The organism is Pseudomonas sp. NFX98 (genome assembly GCF_047784845.1).
Classification (GTDB): domain Bacteria; phylum Pseudomonadota; class Gammaproteobacteria; order Pseudomonadales; family Pseudomonadaceae; genus Aquipseudomonas.
Genome location: NZ_JBLNNF010000003.1, coordinates 161,099 through 178,690, shown reverse-complemented (window position 1 = coordinate 178,690; position 17,592 = coordinate 161,099). Strand labels below are relative to the sequence as shown.

Annotated in this window: 17 protein-coding genes; 13 read left to right on the top strand and 4 right to left on the bottom strand. The window is 57.6% G+C overall.

Going from position 1 to position 17,592, the window contains the following annotated elements; translation table 11 throughout:
• The first annotated feature begins 51 nt into the window (after window positions 1-51).
• The 8 genes from pnuC (at window position 52) to ACM110_RS05155 (ending at window position 6,525) form a co-directional block, all read left to right on the top strand.
• A complete protein-coding gene (pnuC, locus tag ACM110_RS05190; RefSeq protein WP_338580772.1) occupies window positions 52-615 on the top strand; it encodes a nicotinamide riboside transporter PnuC in 564 nt (187 codons plus the stop codon).
• Window positions 612-1,142 carry an AAA family ATPase gene (locus tag ACM110_RS05185; RefSeq protein ID WP_416127033.1) on the top strand — a complete coding sequence of 177 codons (531 nt, stop codon included), beginning with the start codon at window positions 612-614 and terminating at the stop codon, window positions 1,140-1,142. Before pnuC ends, ACM110_RS05185 begins: the two co-directional genes overlap by 4 nt.
• Before the next feature lie 349 nt (window positions 1,143-1,491).
• On the top strand, window positions 1,492-1,944 hold the full coding sequence (locus tag ACM110_RS05180) for a hypothetical protein (protein WP_416126885.1): 453 nt from the start codon (window positions 1,492-1,494) through the stop codon (window positions 1,942-1,944).
• A gap of 1 nt (window position 1,945) precedes the next feature.
• A complete protein-coding gene (locus tag ACM110_RS05175; protein WP_338580770.1) occupies window positions 1,946-2,524 on the top strand; it encodes an adhesin in 579 nt (192 codons plus the stop codon).
• Between the two features lie 63 nt (window positions 2,525-2,587).
• Window positions 2,588-3,640: a heme utilization protein gene (locus ACM110_RS05170; RefSeq protein ID WP_416126884.1), complete on the top strand. Its 1,053-nt coding sequence runs from the start codon at window positions 2,588-2,590 to the stop codon at window positions 3,638-3,640.
• A 63-nt stretch (window positions 3,641-3,703) separates the two neighbouring features.
• Window positions 3,704-4,384, top strand: coding sequence for a C39 family peptidase (locus tag ACM110_RS05165; protein WP_416126883.1), 681 nt, complete (start codon window positions 3,704-3,706; stop codon window positions 4,382-4,384).
• Window positions 4,385-4,410: 26 nt separating this feature from the next.
• Window positions 4,411-5,172: a hypothetical protein gene (locus ACM110_RS05160; protein WP_338580767.1), complete on the top strand. Its 762-nt coding sequence runs from the start codon at window positions 4,411-4,413 to the stop codon at window positions 5,170-5,172.
• Window positions 5,173-5,220: 48 nt separating this feature from the next.
• Complete coding sequence (locus tag ACM110_RS05155) at window positions 5,221-6,525, top strand: hypothetical protein (RefSeq protein WP_416126882.1); 1,305 nt, start codon at window positions 5,221-5,223, stop codon at window positions 6,523-6,525.
• Window positions 6,526-6,584: 59 nt separating this feature from the next.
• Here the strand turns inward: ACM110_RS05155 and ACM110_RS05150 are convergent, their stop codons facing one another.
• Window positions 6,585-7,910: a sigma-54 dependent transcriptional regulator gene (locus ACM110_RS05150; protein ID WP_338580765.1), complete on the bottom strand. Its 1,326-nt coding sequence runs from the start codon at window positions 7,908-7,910 to the stop codon at window positions 6,585-6,587.
• A 343-nt stretch (window positions 7,911-8,253) separates the two neighbouring features.
• On the opposite strand from ACM110_RS05150, the gene ACM110_RS05145 reads away from it, so the two are divergent.
• The 3 genes from ACM110_RS05145 to nhaB all read left to right on the top strand — a co-directional run bounded on the left by ACM110_RS05145 (window position 8,254) and on the right by nhaB (window position 11,676).
• Complete coding sequence (locus ACM110_RS05145) at window positions 8,254-8,520, top strand: hypothetical protein (RefSeq protein WP_416126881.1); 267 nt, start codon at window positions 8,254-8,256, stop codon at window positions 8,518-8,520.
• Window positions 8,521-8,805: 285 nt separating this feature from the next.
• On the top strand, window positions 8,806-10,095 hold the full coding sequence (locus tag ACM110_RS05140; RefSeq protein ID WP_416126880.1) for a hypothetical protein: 1,290 nt from the start codon (window positions 8,806-8,808) through the stop codon (window positions 10,093-10,095).
• A 78-nt stretch (window positions 10,096-10,173) separates the two neighbouring features.
• Window positions 10,174-11,676 carry a sodium/proton antiporter NhaB gene (gene nhaB / locus ACM110_RS05135; protein ID WP_416126879.1) on the top strand — a complete coding sequence of 501 codons (1,503 nt, stop codon included), beginning with the start codon at window positions 10,174-10,176 and terminating at the stop codon, window positions 11,674-11,676.
• Between the two features lie 99 nt (window positions 11,677-11,775).
• Here nhaB and ACM110_RS05130 read toward each other — a convergent pair whose 3' ends face one another.
• From ACM110_RS05130 to gnd, 3 genes are read right to left on the bottom strand one after another with little or no spacing between them, the layout of a single operon-like run.
• Window positions 11,776-12,585: an HAD family hydrolase gene (locus ACM110_RS05130; protein ID WP_416126878.1), complete on the bottom strand. Its 810-nt coding sequence runs from the start codon at window positions 12,583-12,585 to the stop codon at window positions 11,776-11,778.
• Window positions 12,582-14,105, bottom strand: coding sequence for a glucose-6-phosphate dehydrogenase (zwf, locus tag ACM110_RS05125; RefSeq protein WP_416126877.1), 1,524 nt, complete (start codon window positions 14,103-14,105; stop codon window positions 12,582-12,584). Before zwf ends, ACM110_RS05130 begins: the two co-directional genes overlap by 4 nt.
• Window positions 14,102-15,082 (bottom strand): phosphogluconate dehydrogenase (NAD(+)-dependent, decarboxylating), encoded by a 981-nt coding sequence (gene gnd / locus ACM110_RS05120; RefSeq protein ID WP_416126876.1) that lies wholly within the window; start codon window positions 15,080-15,082, stop codon window positions 14,102-14,104. The genes zwf and gnd overlap by 4 nt, the downstream gene beginning before the upstream one ends.
• A 272-nt stretch (window positions 15,083-15,354) precedes the next feature.
• On the opposite strand from gnd, the gene ACM110_RS05115 reads away from it, so the two are divergent.
• Together ACM110_RS05115 and ACM110_RS05110 are read left to right on the top strand one after the other, a co-directional pair.
• Window positions 15,355-15,531 carry a DUF6026 family protein gene (locus ACM110_RS05115; RefSeq protein ID WP_175645467.1) on the top strand — a complete coding sequence of 59 codons (177 nt, stop codon included), beginning with the start codon at window positions 15,355-15,357 and terminating at the stop codon, window positions 15,529-15,531.
• 210 nt (window positions 15,532-15,741) lie between these two features.
• A complete protein-coding gene (locus ACM110_RS05110) occupies window positions 15,742-17,481 on the top strand; it encodes a phosphoethanolamine transferase CptA (protein WP_416126875.1) in 1,740 nt (579 codons plus the stop codon).
• The last annotated feature ends 111 nt before the right edge of the window (window positions 17,482-17,592 follow it).

Here is a 17,592-nt window from a genome sequence, read left to right as displayed (position 1 = left end):
CACCTGCCGGTACAATCCGCCCCCCAAATTCGATTTCCCCAAGGAACCTCCATGTCCGGGCTTGAACTGTTTGCCGCCACCCTCGGTGTCATTGCCGTCTGGTTGACGGTCAAGCAGAACCCCTGGTGCTGGCCAATCGGTCTGGTCATGGTGCTGATTTACAGCTGGATCTTTTTCGAAGTGAAGCTGTATTCGGACATGTTGCTGCAAGTGATCTACGCGGCTCTGCAGATCTACGGATGGTGGCAATGGACCCGTGCAGGCGATGCGCGACAAGGGCGCGAAGTGACCCGGCTCGACGGCCAATCGGTGATGTTCGGTCTGCTCGTCGGTGCCGCTGGCAGCTTGATGCTGGGCGCGGCCATGGCGCACTGGACCGACGCCGCGCAACCCTGGCTCGATGCAGCCCTTACCGGTTTCAGCCTGGTGGCGCAGCTGTGGATGGCACAGAAGCGCGTTCAATGCTGGCCATTGTGGATCGTCGTGGATGTAATTTTCGTCGGGCTGTTCGTCTACAAAGGGATGTACCTGACCGCCGCTTTGTACGGCTTGTTCCTGTTGCTCGCCGTGCAAGGCTGGCGTGAATGGCGTACCGCCCCGGCGTTGCGCACATGAAGGTCCTGGTGCTTACCGGCCCTGAATCCAGCGGCAAGAGTTGGTTGTCGGCCGAGCTGCAAGCGCATTTCGGTGGGGAACTGGTGAGCGAGTACGTGCGCTGGTTCATCGAGCAGGAACAGCGTGACACCTGCCTTGCCGATATCACGGACATCGCCCGCGGCCAGTTGCGCTGGGAGGACGAGGCCCGCGCCCGGCAGCCAGAACTGCTGATCCTTGATACTCACTTGTTGAGCAACATACTCTGGAGCCGGACGTTGTTTGGCGATTGCCCGCCCTGGATCGAGCGGGCACTGCTGGCCCGGCAGTACGACTTGCATCTATTGCTGTCACCGGAAAATGTCGCCTGGACGAATGATGGCCAGCGCTGCCAACCCACCCTTGTAGAGCGCCAGGCATTTTTCAACGACACCCTGACTTGGCTGGAGCAGCACCAAAAAACCTTTGAAATTCTGCGCGGCAACTGGGCTGACCGTCGGGCTCATGCCTTCGAAGCCGTATCGAGGCTGCTCACGCCCTGCCCCTGATTCTGGGGAGACTCACCCAGCGTTTTCCCCTGTTTTGGGGGAAAGTGTCCGATTGTGAAACACACTCCCTGCCGCAAACCGCCTGTTTCAGCACCCGTGCCATGTTCCGGCCCTGGTTGTTAACCCATTGAAACACGTCCTCGCAAACCATTGTTCTAGAGCATCGCAAGCGCTTTGGCTGGCTGAAAGCCCTTTGTGTTGTCTCAGCGTTGAAACATCCGAAAACTCTCCTTCCCGGACAAAATCTGCAAGCGCTTGAATTTCAACAGTTTTGTAAAAGCGGCACAGCTTTCGCTCTCTCCTTCACAACGCTGACCAGGGCCAGCCCACAAGAAGAAGGAATTGCACCGTGGGGACTTTCAAAAAAGGCATGACCTGCCTACTGCTGATAGGAAGTGCCGCAACGTCGGTACTCACGTTCAATGCCCAGGCCGAAGGCGACGGCACAATCGTTTTGACTCGCGATGTCCAGGCCGTGCATTTCGGTCGCGATGGCGGCAAGGACCCAAACCCTACCACCGTCAATGCCAATCCTTCAGCACGAGTGACCTCGGTACTCAATAGCACCGAGCTGAGCGATGGCGACTTCGCAAACATCGCCAGCGGCAAATCCATCGCTGTCAACAACATCAATAAAAACAGTCCTGGCTTTCAAGGCTTGAATACGGTCACCAACCCTAACGGTATGCCCGGCATGGGCTCCGGCCATCAGGGCGGCAGTGGCAACGCTATTTCAGGCACCATCAACCGCGCAATGAGTTCCGGCCTCGCCCCTCTGGGCAGACTGGCTGGAGGTCAATGACATGAATCGTTCCGTCCTTTTTCTTGCCCTGCTCGGCTGTGCCAGCGCCATGGCCGACTCGGGAATCAGCTCGGTCAACAACGCCACCCTTCAAGATTCCGGCACCCAATACAGAGGCAACTTCAACATCAACCAGGCCGCCGGTGATCAACAGCAACAGGCCAACGTTCGTGCAATTGCCATCGGCACCGAAGCCGGGGCGACCACCATTGTTAACCAAAAACTCAATACGCCCGCCAATCCGTCGATGAACGCGACGGCCACCATCGGCGGCACTTCTTTCAGTAATGGCAACGGTGTACTGGGCGTCAACCAGAGCGCCGGGGCCAACAACCAGATGGCCAACGCCATGCGCATCAGCATCAGTGCTGCGCCGCAAGCCGTTGACGATAGCGCCCTTTCTCAACAGAACGTGGCGTTGCTACCAAGCTCAGGAGCAACTGGCACCCCAACCGGCAGTCGCCAGGTCGTGACAAGCGACCAGGCCTTCACCGGCAGCCGAGGAGTGATTCAGGTGAACCAGAGTGCCGGGGTGGGGAACCGAATGGCTAACACCCTGAGCATCCGGGTCGCTGACTGACCCAAACGCAGTGCGATTGGAAAGTACCAACACTTAACCAACTAATAAGCACGGAGAAACACCATGAAACCTACAATGGCCTTAAAACCACTGGTTTTCGCTCTCGCAGCAGTGATGGCAATCGCAGCACAAGCAGGCGGTCGTGATGATGATCACGGTCATGGCAATGGTCACGGCAACGGGCATGGTAACAACCAGCCTAAAGGCCCAACTCTGGAACAAATTCTGTCGATCACCGCCGGTGCTGGGGCCACCGTCATGGATCAGCAAAGCAGCTCCGGCAACGCAGTCCTGAACCAAGGCACCAAAAATGGTGCTGCAGTGGATAGCTCGCTGAACGGCTCCAACGGCAACATGGGCGCCAACGTTGCAGCCGGCGACGGCAACCAACAAGATAACGCCGCCGCTCTGGCCACTGCCGACGAAAGCTTCATCTTCGGCACCGCTGTCGCCGCCTCGAGCGCTACTCAACTCAATGGTGGCAACACCGTTGTGAACTCGTCCAACACCAACGCCGCGTCCCTGAACAACGCCGGCAACAACGGCTCCGGCAACATCGGCATCAACGTAACCTCCGGCAACTTCAACCAACAGAAAAACAACCTGGCCATCGCCGTATCGGGCGGCCGTGTAGCACAAGCTGCTGCTGCGGCCAACCAATCGTCCACCGGCCTGTCTGTCACCAACGCCGCTACTCAGGCTTACACCAAAGATACCCTCGTGGGTACCTTTAACGCTGCTGGCGTATTCGTAGCGGCAGGCACTGCGACTACCGAAGGCGACAATCACGGTGGCGGCAACCATGGTGGTGGCAACAACCACAACAATGACCGTGGCGGCAACAACGGTGGCGGTAATCATGGTGGCGGCAACCATGGCGGCAACGGCGATACCACGTCCGATTTCGTTGCTGTGGGCGTGTTCGGCCTGGCTGGTGTAACCACCCAACAAGTGATGACTCCAAACGGCTGGAAAAACCCTGTAACCAACACTGCTACAATGACCAACTCGATGAATGGCTTCTCCGGCAACGGCGGCGCCAACGTATCGTCTGGTGTAGGCAACCAACAAAGCAACTCGCTGTCCATCGCTGCAGGTTGCAGAGCCTGCCTGTAATCGCGATCGAAATGAAAGCCCCGGCAACGGGGCTTTTCCTCAGTCCGCAAAGGCGTATCGATCATGCGTAAGACTGCACTCATCGCCCTCCTCTGCCTGTCTGGCCTGACCGAGGCCGCACAGATGTCAGTGGCTGCCCTTCCTGGCGGCACACTCATCTATAAGCAGGTACAGAGTCTGCGTGAGCGCAAGTTCAGCAACATCGTCGAACAGAAAACCGATTTCAGCTGCGGCGCCGCCGCACTGGCAACGATTTTGCGCCAGGCCTATTGGCTCGACGTCGATGAAGAGCACATCATCAAAGGCATGCTGGTCAATGCAGACCAGGACCTTGTCCGTACGCAAGGTTTCTCCATGCTGGACATGAAGCGCTACATAGAAAGCATCGGCATGCGTGCCCGGGGCTACAAGATCCCACCTGAAAAGCTCGACGCAGTAACGATTCCGGTGGTGGTACTGACGGAAGTTCGCGGCTACAAGCACTTCGTGGTGTTGCAGCGTGCTGACAAGAACTGGGTCTACATCGGCGACCCGGTACTCGGTCACAAACGCTACTCCCATGATGACTTTGTCAAAGGTTGGAACGGAATTGTCTTCGCTATCGTTGGTCCCGGCTACGAAAAAACCAATGCACTACGCAGCCCACCGGAACCGCTGACAGCCAAGAACAAGCTGGATAACTTCAACCCGGTCAAAGATGCTGAATTGATGGACTTTGGTTTCATACAGAGCGACTTCTTTTAATCGCCAACTAGATGATAGGGAGCAGGATGCTCCGGGAGCAGCAAATGAAAACCTCATATTGGGTGGCCGCCGCCTGTCTGGTAGCGAGCACCTCAGGTTTTGCCAACGGATTCAAACCCATCGAAATCAAGGATCAGGAGCTTGCCGAACTGCGTGGCCGGTATGTCATGCCAGGACGGATCATCAGCTTCGGTGTTGTAATGAGCAGTACCTGGCGCAACGCCAGTGGCGATCTGATAGGGGCGACTACCTCCATGCAGATCCAGGCCGCAACGGTCAAACCCGAATTCTACGTGTCAACGTACAGCCAGTCCGGTAACGGCGGTTCTTCTCAACAAGGCACCGGCAGCGTGGTTGGCGGCGCAGGCTTGAATGGCACGCAAGGCATCACCCAGAGCGTACGCGCCGCAGGTGACGGCAACAGCGCTTACAACAACATCGCTATCGATGTAAAAGAAGCCAACTCGGCCCCGGCACTGGTACCCGCCCAAGGTCAGGCATTGATGGCCGGCCAAACCATTACCGGCAGCAATGCTGCAGGCAGCATCGCGGTTTCCGCAACCAATGGCGGCGTGCAAATGGCCATTCAGGCCAATAACAATCAAGGTTCGGCCATGCAACAGGTCGCCCAGGGCGGCCTTCTGCAAAACACCCGTTTGTTGGGCAATAGCAACATGGTCAGTAACCTCACCCAGCTCAATGTTGTCCTCAATAATAATGGCCCAAGTGCCGGCGCATTGGACTGCAACCTGAATCAACTCGCCGCCCTTCGCACCTTGGGATATTGAACTACGCTGAGTCTCGACCATTGGGCATTACAAGGGACGGCTTAATTCATGTATCGATCAGTGTCACTGCGTGCAGTTGTATGTTTGAGCACTCTGTTCCCAGCGGTGATGGTGCAAGCAGCACCGGATGCGGAAGTAGAGCTTCTGAAACAGGAACTTCTGGAGTTGAAGCAACGATACGAAGTACAACAAAAAGCCCTGGCGGTACTTGAACAACGGGTCCGCCAGGTAGAAGAACAACCGGCATCTCCTCCTCCAAAACGCCTGGCCAAGTCGCCGGCAGACATGAAAGGCAACTCGCAAGTTGCGGTCGGCACTGGCGCCGCAGCCGCTTCAGGGGGCGCGGCCGGGGGCGGCAGTTCCTATGGACAGTCGCTGGCAGATGATTCTCAACCGGCACAAAGCGTTTCCAACCTTTATGACGAAGCCAGCGGATTCTTCGGCGGCGGCAAATTCAGCGTGGAAACCGGGCTGACCTACTCCCGGTACGACACCCGCCAGCTGATCCTTAACGGATTCCTCGCACTGGACTCGATCTTTCTGGGCAACATCAACCTTGACCGGATCAAGGCAGATACCTGGACGCTTGACCTGACCGGTCGCTACAACTTCAACAATCGGTGGCAGTTTGACCTGAACGTGCCGGTGGTCTATCGCGAATCCACTTACCAGTCAGGCGGCGGCAATGGTGGTTCCGCAGGCGTGACGACCGAAGAAACCGTGACCCGCGATCCGGAGATCGGCGACGTCAACTTCGGTATTGCCTATAAGTTCCTCGACGAGTCGGTCAACACACCGGATGCCGTGGTCACCTTGCGTGTCAAGGCGCCTACCGGCAAAGACCCGTTCGGCATCAAGCTGCGCCAGGTGGACGCCAACTCCAACCTGTTCGTGCCTGACACGCTGCCTACCGGTAATGGCGTCTGGTCGATCACACCGGGCATCTCTCTGGTCAAAACGTACGATCCGGCCGTGCTGTTCGGCAGCCTGTCGTACACCCATAACTTTGAGGAGTCCTTCGACGACATCAGCTCGACGGTCGGCCAGGAAAACCCCGGCAAAGTGGATATCGGCGACAGCTTCCAGCTTGGTGCCGGTATTGCGTTCGCCCTGAACGAAAAGATGAGTATGTCGTTCTCGGTGTCTGACGTGGTGCAACGCAAGAGCAAAATCAAACAGGATGGCGGGGATTGGGAGTCTGTCACTTCCAGCGACGCCAACGCCGGCTACTTCAACATCGGCATGACCATTGCCGCTACGGATAACCTGACGATCGTACCCAACCTGTCCATCGGTATGACGGACGATGCCCCGGACTTCCAGTTCAGCCTGAAATTCCCGTACTACTTCTGACCCACGATAAAAAGCCCCGCTGCGACATCATCGCAGCGGGGCTTTTTGTTGTGTTGTGTTCAGCGGATCTGATGTTTGTGCAGCAACCGATAGAACGTCGGCCGCGACACACCCAAGACTTTGGCGGCGACGCTCAGGTTGTCACTGTGTCGGTTCAGCACATCGCACAACGCCTGGCGTTCGGCCCGGGTCTTGTAGTCTTCCAGCGTGCCCATCGGCGTGGCGACGGCCTGCTGGCTGATCAGCCCCAGGTCGCGCGCCTCGATCTGCCGTCCTTCGGCCAGTACCAGCCCGCGGCGTACGCGGTTGGCCAGTTCACGAACATTGCCCGGCCAGTCATGCTTGCCCATGGCGATCAACGCGTCTTCGCTGAAACTGCGCGGACGACGGCCGGTTTCATGGCTGTAGAAATGGGAGAAGTGGTTGGCCAGCATCGACAAGTCGCCGTGACGTTCACGCAATGGCGCTGTCACGACTTGCAGCACGTTCAAACGGTAATAGAGATCTTCGCGAAAGCGTTTTTTCTCTATCGCGGCCTCAAGGTCGACGTGGGTTGCCGCCAGAACCCGCACATCCACCGGAATCGGCTGACTGCCGCCCACCCGCTCGATGTGTTTTTCCTGGAGAAAACGCAACAGGTTGGCCTGTAGCTCCAAGGGCAGATCACCGATTTCATCAAGAAACAGTGTTCCACCATTGGCCGCTTCGATCCGCCCGACCTTGCGTTGATGGGCGCCGGTAAAGGCACCTTTCTCGTGGCCAAAGAGTTCAGACTGGATCAGGTGCTCGGGAATCGCGCCGCAGTTGATCGCGACAAAGGGTTTACTGTGACGCTGGGATTGCCGGTGCAGTGTGCGAGCCACCAATTCTTTACCGGTGCCGCTTTCACCGCGAATCAAAATCGGAGACTCAGTGGGTGCCAATTTGCTCAGCAACTTACGCAACTCGCGTATCGGCTTGCTGTCGCCCAGCAACTCATGTTCGGGCTGATCAATGTGCACCGTGCCCTGCCCGCGCAGGCGCGCCATGCCGAAGGCCCGGCCCAGTGTGACCTGGACCCGTGACACATCGAACGGCAAGGTATGGAAGTCGAAAAACCATTCGCAAACAAAGTCGCCAACATTCTGCAAACGCAGGACATCCTGCGTGAGAACGGCAATCCACTCGGTGCCGCTGCGGCTGATCAGCTCTTTGACGGCATCCGGGCGCTCCAGGTGAAAAGGCTGCAAGCGTAACAAGCCCACATCGCAGGTTCGGTCGGCAGCGTGTTCCAGTGAACAGCTGTCAACATCCCAACCCACAGAGCGTAATCCCGGTAATAAACGATGGCAGTCGTCACAGGGATCAACCACTAATAGACGTCGTAAAGCAGGCGCTTCGCTCATGACTGTTCCTTGGCGCCAAATTCTAGGAAATATTATTAAAAACAGTCATTTGGCGGACCTGGCTGTAACATTAGCAAGAATTTGACGTGGCCTTGTACCGTTTGACTATAGGGTTGTTGCTTAAATAGTTATAAGAAAAAGTTTTGTTAGTTACCTAACGAGTCCAGTCTTTCATTCAGCTTTCAAAACAGAGTCTTGTAGCGTGTCTTTGAAAGAAAGTTGAAATTTCTTTTGTTTGTGTGTGACCTGAACCCCGGTTGCGGGCATCAGTACAAGTAACCAGCCGAGCGGTAAGCCCAACCGTCGGCACATCACTTGATTGGGCATACAGAGAGAACATCCCATGAACGCCCCGCTCCGCATCAACGAAGCTCTTTTGATTGCCGACCGCGCATTCCAGCCTTTCCAATGCGTGGCCTGGGCGCCACAGGACGGCAACGGCGAACTCAGCCTGACCGTGATCGACCGCACCAACAACAGTATAGGCCGCAAGCAGATTCCAAGCAGCGCCTACACCGACCCCGAGCAGCTTGAGCGCTTGCTGGAACAAGCTCGTGAAGAGTTGAGCAAGGAAGGCTACAAGCTGCAATCGTGGTCGATGCCGCACTGATCGTTTTGCGGATTACTCCGGAGTAATCCGCGCCCTCCACCCACTGTCGTTAGTTGCCTGGTTTAACGACCACCAACACTTGCAACACTTCATTATTTGAACTAGCGCGCACTGAATTCTTTGCACGCTTGCCATTGGTTCGAAAAGACACTGTTGTGGCACACAACGACTCTCCGCCTGTTAGTTATGTCAGTTGTGCATTCGCGCATTCAGGGATTGAATGTTCTTCCTATAAAGTCGCCATCCCAACTTCTGGACAAAGACGACTCGCAAGGAGATGCGTGCATGTCAACCCAGTCCGTTCTGGCCTTCCCGACAACCTTCAGTAACGCCGGGATCCTCGATAGTAGCTTCGCCAACGATGGCAAAACCCAGGTGTACTTCGCCGGCAGCGTTTCAAGCATGGCCAACGGCGTCACCATCGACCCGCAAGGTCGCCTGTTGGTCGCGGCCAAGGTCGGCATGCCGGACGGCAGCCGCTTCGGGCTGGCCCGGTTGCTGGAGGACGGTTCGGCGGACTTGGCATTCGGCAAACAAGGCAGCGTTATCGGGCACTTCGAGCCTGGCTTCGAAGCCATGGCCGGCAAGGTCAAGGTGCTGCCCGACGGCCACATTCTGATCGTTGGCCTGCACTACGAAAATGCTCACCGCACACTCCCCGCACTGGCGCTGTTTGACCCACAAGGCTGCCCGGTTCAACGCTTTGGCGACAACGGCCGTTGTGTCGTGCGCTTGCCAGGCAATCTGTCCCACGGAGTTCGTGATGCCTGGCTGCCGCCGGGTGTACCAGGAGCCGAAGCCTGCGATGCCAGCATTCAAGAGGACGGTCGAATCCTGTTGATTGCCAATCATCACTTCGAACTGGCGGACCATACCGGCCTGCTTATACGGCTGGATAGCGATGGCTCGCTGGACATGACTTTCAATGGCCTCGGCTTCGTCATCGTCCGTCATTTGTTGATGAACACTTGGCTCAGTACGCTGATGCTGCAACCGGATGGTCGGATTCTGGTAGGCGGCTCGATCAACTTCCCCGAAGAAGGTTTACTGGCTCGTTATCATGCTGATGGCAGCCTTGATGAGCGTTTTGCCGTGGATGGCTTCATGAGTTTCAAGGCCCAGGGTCAAAGTGCTCAGGTCAGCCAGATCGTCCAGCAAGACAACGGCGACATACAGTGTCTTGGCAGTAGCCGTGATCCCATGCGCTGCCTTTCACTAAGGGTGCACAGCAATGGCCGGCCAGACATTCACTGTAATGGCGGTCTGTCACAATTGCTGGAAATCGGCCGCAGCGGCTGCCAATGGACCGCCGCCCAGGTACAACCGGATGGCAGCGTGGTCACGGCCGGAGCAACCATTGGTGGTGTCGAGGCCGATTTCATTCTTGGCCGATACCTGGCTGATGGACAACTCGACTGCGAATTTGGCGACGGCACCGGATGGATTCGTACACGCCTGGGACGCAGTCTCGATACGGCAACTTCAGTGGCTGTTCAGCCTGATGGAAACATCGTTGTTGGCGGCTACTCATTAGATGGCAACTATCGGGCCGTCGTCGCACGCTATATGGGTTAGCAAGATAGATTTTTCCTGCACTTGATCTTCTGTTCCGGTTACGGCAACTTGCGCGCTTCTAAAGATAAGGAGTAGCCGATGTCCGGTTCCATGGCCCAGGCGTTCGCGCATAACTTTCTCGGCAACTCACCCCGTTGGTATAAGGCCTGTATCGTCGGCTTCCTCATTCTCAATGCCCTGGTTTTATGGGCTGTGGGGCCAGTGGCAGCGGGTTGGCTGTTGGTGCTGGAGTTCATTTTTACCCTGGCCATGGCGCTCAAATGTTATCCGTTGATGCCGGGTGGTTTATTGCTGGTCGAAGCGCTGTTGCTGAAAATGACCACACCTCAAGCGCTCTATGACGAGCTGCTGCACAACTTCCCGGTGATCCTGCTGCTGATGTTCATGGTGGCGGGCATCTACTTCATGAAAGACCTGCTGTTGTTTCTGTTCTCGCGCCTGCTGCTCGGCGTTCGCTCCAAGGCGCTACTGGCGTTGATGTTCTGCTTTTTGTCGGCGTTCCTGTCGGCGTTTCTCGATGCATTGACCGTCACCGCCGTGATCATCAGCGCCGCCGTGGGTTTCTACTCGGTGTATCACCGCGTCGCCTCCGGCACCGATCCGCGTCAGGACAGCGAGTATGGCGATGACCAGAGTTTGCCTACGCTGCATCATGGCGACCTGGATCAGTTCCGCGCTTTCCTGCGCAGCCTGCTGATGCACGGCGCAGTCGGCACCGCACTGGGTGGCGTTTGCACGCTGGTAGGCGAACCGCAGAACCTGCTGATCGGCCACGAGATGGGCTGGCACTTTTCCGAGTTCTTTCTGAAGGTCGCTCCGGTGTCCTTGCCAGTGCTGGTGGCGGGTCTGGTGACCTGCGTCATTCTGGAGAAGGTGCGCTGGTTCGGTTACGGCACGCTGCTGCCGGACAACGTACGCACCGTGCTGGCCAACTATGCTGACGAAGACAATGCCGAGCGTACTTCGCGTCAACGTGCCGCGCTCATCGTACAAGGCGTGGCTGCGCTGATTCTGATCATCGCACTGGCATTCCATGTTGCCGAGGTGGGTCTGATCGGTTTGATGGTGATTGTGTTGATTACTGCGTTCACCGGCATCACTGACGAACATCGCCTCGGCACCGCATTCAAGGATGCCATGCCGTTCACCGCGTTGCTGGTGGTGTTTTTCGCCGTGGTGGCGGTGATTCACGATCAACACCTGTTCACGCCATTGATCCAGTGGGTCCTGGCCCTGCCGGCCGATCAACAACCAGGCATGCTGTTCATCGCCAACGGCCTGCTCTCGGCTATCAGTGACAACGTGTTCGTAGCGACCATCTACATCACCGAAGTCAAGCGCGCCTTCCTTGCCGGTGAAATGACCCGCGAACATTTCGAGACATTGGCCATTGCGATTAACACCGGCACCAACCTGCCGAGCGTGGCCACGCCGAATGGTCAGGCGGCGTTCCTGTTCTTGCTGACGTCGGCGATTGCGCCGCTGATTCGTTTGTCCTACGGACGGATGGTGTGGATGGCGGTGCCGTACACCGTGGTGATGGGGATTTTGGGCTGGTATGCCGTGAGTTACTGGCTGTAACCGGCTATTAACTGTAGGAGCTGCCGCAGGCTGCGATCTTTTGATTTTGCTTTTCAAAAGATCAAAAAATCGCAGCCTGCAGCAGCTCCTACATAGAGTTCAGCGTTTCAGGATGTAGCGCTCAATTGCCTGAGCAGCGCCATCTTCGGCATTGGTGCCCGTCACCACATCCGCCTGACGCTTCACCGCTTCTTCCGCCTGCCCCATGGCAATCGACAATCCCGCCACATGAAACATCGCCGGGTCGTTGCCGCCATCGCCCATGGCGGCGGTTTGCTGCAACGGTACTCCGAGGAACGCCGCCAGCGTCGCCAACGCTTCGCCCTTGTTGGCTTTCATTGCAGTCACGTCCAGGTAAACCGGTTGTGAACGCGAAACCTGGGCCTGATCGTCGACTTTCGGCAACAGCTGCGCCTCCAGTTCAATCAGCAGCTCGGTGTTGTTGCTGGCCGCGACGATCTTGTCGATGCGCAACAGATACGGCTCGAAGCTCTCGACCACCACGGGCGGATATCCGAGCCCATGCTGTTCACGCGGCACCATGGGACCGTTCGGGTCTTTCACCAGCCAATCGCCGCCACTGAACACCCAAACCTCGACGTCCGGTTGATCGGCGAACAGCGCCAACGTGGTCAGTGCCGCCGTGGCCGGCAAGTAATGCGCGACCAGGAAACTGCCATCGGGATGGACGATAGTGCCGCCGTTGAATGCTGCCGTCGGCAGGTCGACGCCCAAGGCTTCGATCGTCTGCAACATCGCCTTGGGCGGTCGCCCCGTGGCCAGGCTGAACAGCACTCCGGCCTCACGCAATGAACGGACCGCGTCGATGGTGCGCTGGCTGAGGCTGTGATCGGGCAGCAACAAAGTGCCGTCCATGTCACTTAGTAGAAAGCGGACAGGTTCACTCATCCGAGGCCGTGCCAGACGCGACCATCGCGAGTCAGCAACTCTTCAGCGGCCTCAGGCCCGTTTTCACCGGCGGCGTAAAGCTGCACCGTGGCATCCTGTTGCCAGGCATCGAGGAACGGCTGCACCGCACGCCAGCCGTTTTCAATGTTGTCGGCACGCTGGAACAGCGTCTGATCACCGGTCAGACAATCGTAGATCAGGGTTTCGTAGCCGGTGGACGGCTGCATCTCGAAGAAATCCTTGTAGGCGAAACCCAGTTCGATGTTATCCATCTTCAGGGTCTGGCCCGGCCGCTTGGCCAGCAGGTCGAACCACATGCCTTCGTTGGGCTGGATCTGGATGCGCAGATAAGTCGGCTGCAGTTCATCGACTTCCGTATCGCGGAACTGCGCATACGGTGCGGGTTTGAAACAGATGACGATCTCGGTGTCGCGCACGCTCATGCGTTTGCCGGTGCGCAGGTAAAACGGCACGCCGACCCAGCGCCAGTTATCGATCATCACCTTGAGCGCGACATAAGTTTCAGTGTTGCTGTCAGGCGCGACCTTTTCTTCCTGGCGATAACCCGGCAAAGGTTTGCCGTCGATCTCGCCAGCAGCGTACTGGCCGCGTACCGAATTGGCCCGCGCTTCCTCGACCGACCAGGGACGAATCGCACCGACAACCTTGGCCTTCTCACCACGCACCGCATCGGCGCCAAAAGCGGCCGGTGGCTCCATCGCAACCATCGCCAGCAACTGGAACAGGTGATTGGGCACCATGTCTCGCAGGGCGCCGGTGTGTTCGTAGAAACTGCCACGGGTTTCCACGCCGACGGTTTCGGCGGCGGTGATCTGCACGTGGTCGATGTAGTGGTTGTTCCAGAACGCTTCGAACAAGCTGTTGGAGAAACGGCTGACCAGGATATTCTGCACCGTTTCCTTGCCCAGGTAATGATCGATGCGATAGATCTGTTTCTCGGTCATGACCTTGAGCAGGCAAGCGTTCAAGGCTTCTGCAGTTGGCAGGTCGGAGCCGAAAGGCTTTTCGATCACCACCCTTCTGAACGCCTCGGGCGTTTCTTCCAGCAGACCGGAAGTGCCGAGACGCCGCACGACTTCACTGAAGAAACGCGGCGCGGTGGCCAGGTAGAACACCGCATTGCCTGTGCCGCTGTCGGCGATTTTCGCCGCCAGCGCTTGATAAGTGCTGTCGTCCAGGAAGTCGCCCTGGACGTAGCTGATGTTTTTTGCGAGTTGAGCCCACAAGTCTGGATCAAGCGACTGATCGCCCTTGCCGACCTTGGTGGCCACCTCGTTGCGAATGAAGTCTTCGAGTTTCGTCGCGAAGCCTTCATCGCTGATGGCGTTGTGGTCAACGCCGATGATCCGCAGTCCATCCCCGAGTAAACCGTCGCGCTTGAGGTTGTACAGCGCCGGCATCAGCAGGCGCTTGACCAGATCACCGTGGGCGCCGAACAGAAACAGCGTGGTGGGTGGTGCGGGTTCAGTCTTGGATTTTCTGCGGATCGCATGGGTCATTTTTTCGGTGTCTCCACATGGCCGCCGAAACCGAAGCGCTGGGCCGAAAGAATCTTGTCGCCAAAGGTGCCTTGGCCACGGGAACGATAGCGGGAGAACAGCGAGTTCGACAGCACCGGCACCGGCACGGCTTGCTCCATCGCGGCTTCGATGGTCCATTGACCTTCACCGCTATCGGCCACGGAGCCGGAGAAACCGTCGAGTTTCGGGTCGCCGGCCAGCGCGTCGGCGGTCAGGTCGAGCAACCAGGAGGACACCACGCTGCCACGGCGCCAGACTTCGGCGATGTCGGCAACGTTCAGGTCAAAACGCTGCTCTTGTGGCAGGCTCTCGCTGTTTTTGGTCTTGAGGATATCGAAGCCCTCGGCGAAGGCCTGCATCATTCCGTATTCGATGCCGTTGTGGATCATCTTGACGAAATGCCCGGCGCCCGCTGGGCCGGCATGAATGTAGCCATGCTCGGCGCGCTCATCGTCAGACTTGCGGTCCTTGGTACGCGGAATGTCGCCCATGCCCGGTGCCAGGCTTTTGAACAGCGGATCAAGACGCTTAACGTTTTCGGCATCACCGCCGATCATCATGCAATAGCCGCGTTCCAGGCCCCAGACGCCACCGGAAGTGCCGACGTCCACGTAGTGCAGGCCCTTCTCCGAGAGGGTCTTCGCCCGGCGGATATCGTCCTTGTAGAACGTGTTGCCGCCGTCGATGATGGTATCGCCGGCTTCGAGCAAGGTGCTCAGGGTGTCGATGGTGTCTTCGGTCGGTGTGCCTGCCGGCAACATGACCCACACCGCGCGCGGCTTGGCCAGGCCAGCGACCAGCGCCGGCAAATCGGCTACGCCGGTGGCACCCTCTTGGGTCAAGGTTTCGACGAAGGCGGTATTGCGGTCGTACACAACGGTGGTATGCCCGTTGAGCATCAGGCGTCGCGCAATATTTCCGCCCATGCGGCCCAGTCCAATAATCCCGAGTTGCATGTGCTGATGCTCCCTACTACAAATAAATGTGTGTCAATGGTTATAGCCCAACGCGACTAATGAGGGTTAGTCCAGAGCGTTGGCGTGAAGTTTCCGGGCATTGTGCCCGATCCAGATGGACAACGTCGGGAATCGTACCGAAGACACAACGACCATGAAAAATAAAAAAGTTCCCTTCACGGGCAAAAGAAATCAAAATTGGCGCCGATAGTAGAGATACCGCCGATTTCAGGCGGTTCTACAGTTGAGACACGCCATTTGCGAGGTGAGCAATGGGCACAGTACACACCGCACTGCCAGCACAAACCCTTTACGTCACAATCCGTCGTGACGAATTGCGCCAGTTGAAAGACGAGCGCGACCAGTTGAAACAGGAACTGGCGCAGTTGCGCCTGCTGATCCAGGGGCAACAGCCCTTACCCGTGACCCAGCGCGCCCCTCACGCCTGACTTCCTCGCCTGACTTCCTCGCCTGAATCGGAAACAGCCCCGAGCTGTTTCCGCTTGCCTTAGCCCTTCGCCGATTCCGGCAACTCACGAAGTTTTCACATCCCCTTATTGATACTCCGGTTCATTGTGGCCGCTCGGTATGCGCGCGCCTCCCGTTCGTCGGCGACTTTGGTGGTCTGGCGGTGGAATGATCATTGGCTGGAGCATTGAATGGCTTGGTTTAAACGCAGCGAAATGTCTGCGAAAGGTTTCGATTGGGCAGGGTTTCTCTGGTTGTTCCTGTTCTTCTGGTATTTTTCCGGCATCACCCAACTGCTGATTCAACTGACAGGCACCTCCGGTTTTACCGGGTTCCGCCAGGCGTTTGTGATGAGCGCGATCTGGCTGGCACCGATGCTGTTGTTCCCCAAACGCACGCGTTTGCTGGCCGCAGTGATCGGTGTGGTGCTCTGGGCCTGCTCCATGGCCAGCCTCGGCTACTTCTTCATCTACCAGCAGGAATTTTCGCAAAGCGTCATTTTCATCATGTTCGAATCGAACGTGTCTGAAGCCGGTGAGTACATGACGCAGTACTTTGCCTGGTGGATGGTGGTCGCGTTTATCGCGCATACCGCATTCGCCTGGTTCCTCTGGACCCGCTTGCGCCCGGTGTACATGCCGCGCGGTCGGGCGCTGGTGGCCGCAACCGCAATTCTGGTTGCCGTGATCGGTTATCCGCTGATCAAGCAAACCCTGCGCACCGGCAGCTTTGCCAGTGGCTTCGAGAAATTCGAAACCCGCATCGAGCCGGCAGTGCCATGGCAGATGGCCGTGGCCTATCACCGCTATCTCGACACTTTGGCCGGCATGCAGGAAATGCTGAACAGCGCCAGCACGATCCCGCCGCTGCACAATCTCAAGGATTCGATGGTTAACCAGCCGTCGACCCTGGTGCTGGTGATCGGCGAGTCCACCAACCGTCAGCGCATGAGCCTCTACGGCTATCCGCGTGAAACCACGCCGGAACTGGACAAACTCAAGGATCAACTGACGGTCTTCGACAACGTCATCACGCCGCGCCCCTACACCATCGAGGCGTTGCAGCAGGTGCTGACCTTCGCCGACGAAGACAACCCCGAACTGTACCTGTCAACACCATCGCTGGTTAGCATGATGAAACAGGCCGGTTACAAGACCTTCTGGATTACCAACCAGCAGACCATGACCAAGCGCAACACCATGCTCACGACCTTCTCCCAACAGGCCGACGAGCAGGTGTACCTCAACAACAACCGCAACCAGAACGCCGCCCAGTACGATGGCGACGTGATCGAGCCGTTCAACAAAGCCCTGGCCGACGCGGCGCCGCGCAAGCTGATCGTGGTGCATTTGCTCGGCACGCACATGAGCTATCAGTACCGCTACCCTTCGACCTTCGACAAGTTCAAGGACCGCAATGGCGTTCCGGCCGGCGTGCGTGACGATCAACTGCCCACGTACAACAGCTACGACAACGCGGTGCTGTACAACGACTTCGTGGTCTCGAGCCTGATCAAGGACTATGCCAAGACTGATCCGAACGGTTTCCTGCTGTACCTCTCCGACCACGGTGAGGACGTGTTCGACTCCGTAGGCCATAACACCCTCGGCCGTAACGAGAGCAAACCGACCGCGCCGATGTACACCATTCCGTTCATGGCCTGGGCTTCACCGAAGTGGCGTGAAACCCACGACTGGAGCTTTGCCGGTGACTTGAGCCGGCCGTACAGCAGCTCGCATCTGATCCACACCTGGGCGGATCTGGCAGGCCTGAGCTTCGACGAACTCGATCACAGCAAGAGCCTGGTCAGCGACAGCTTCAAGCCACGACCATTGATGATCGGCAACCCTTACGAACGGCAGCAGCGGCCGCTGATTGATTTCAGTTTGATCAAGCCGAAGACGGCGGTAGCAGAAGTCGTACAGCAGTGAGTCTGTAGGAGCAAAGCTTGCTCGCGATTGCGTCAGGTCAGCCAACAAAAATGTTGGATGTACCGGCCCCATCGCGGGCAAGCCTTGCTCCTACACGCATGTTTGCGACCA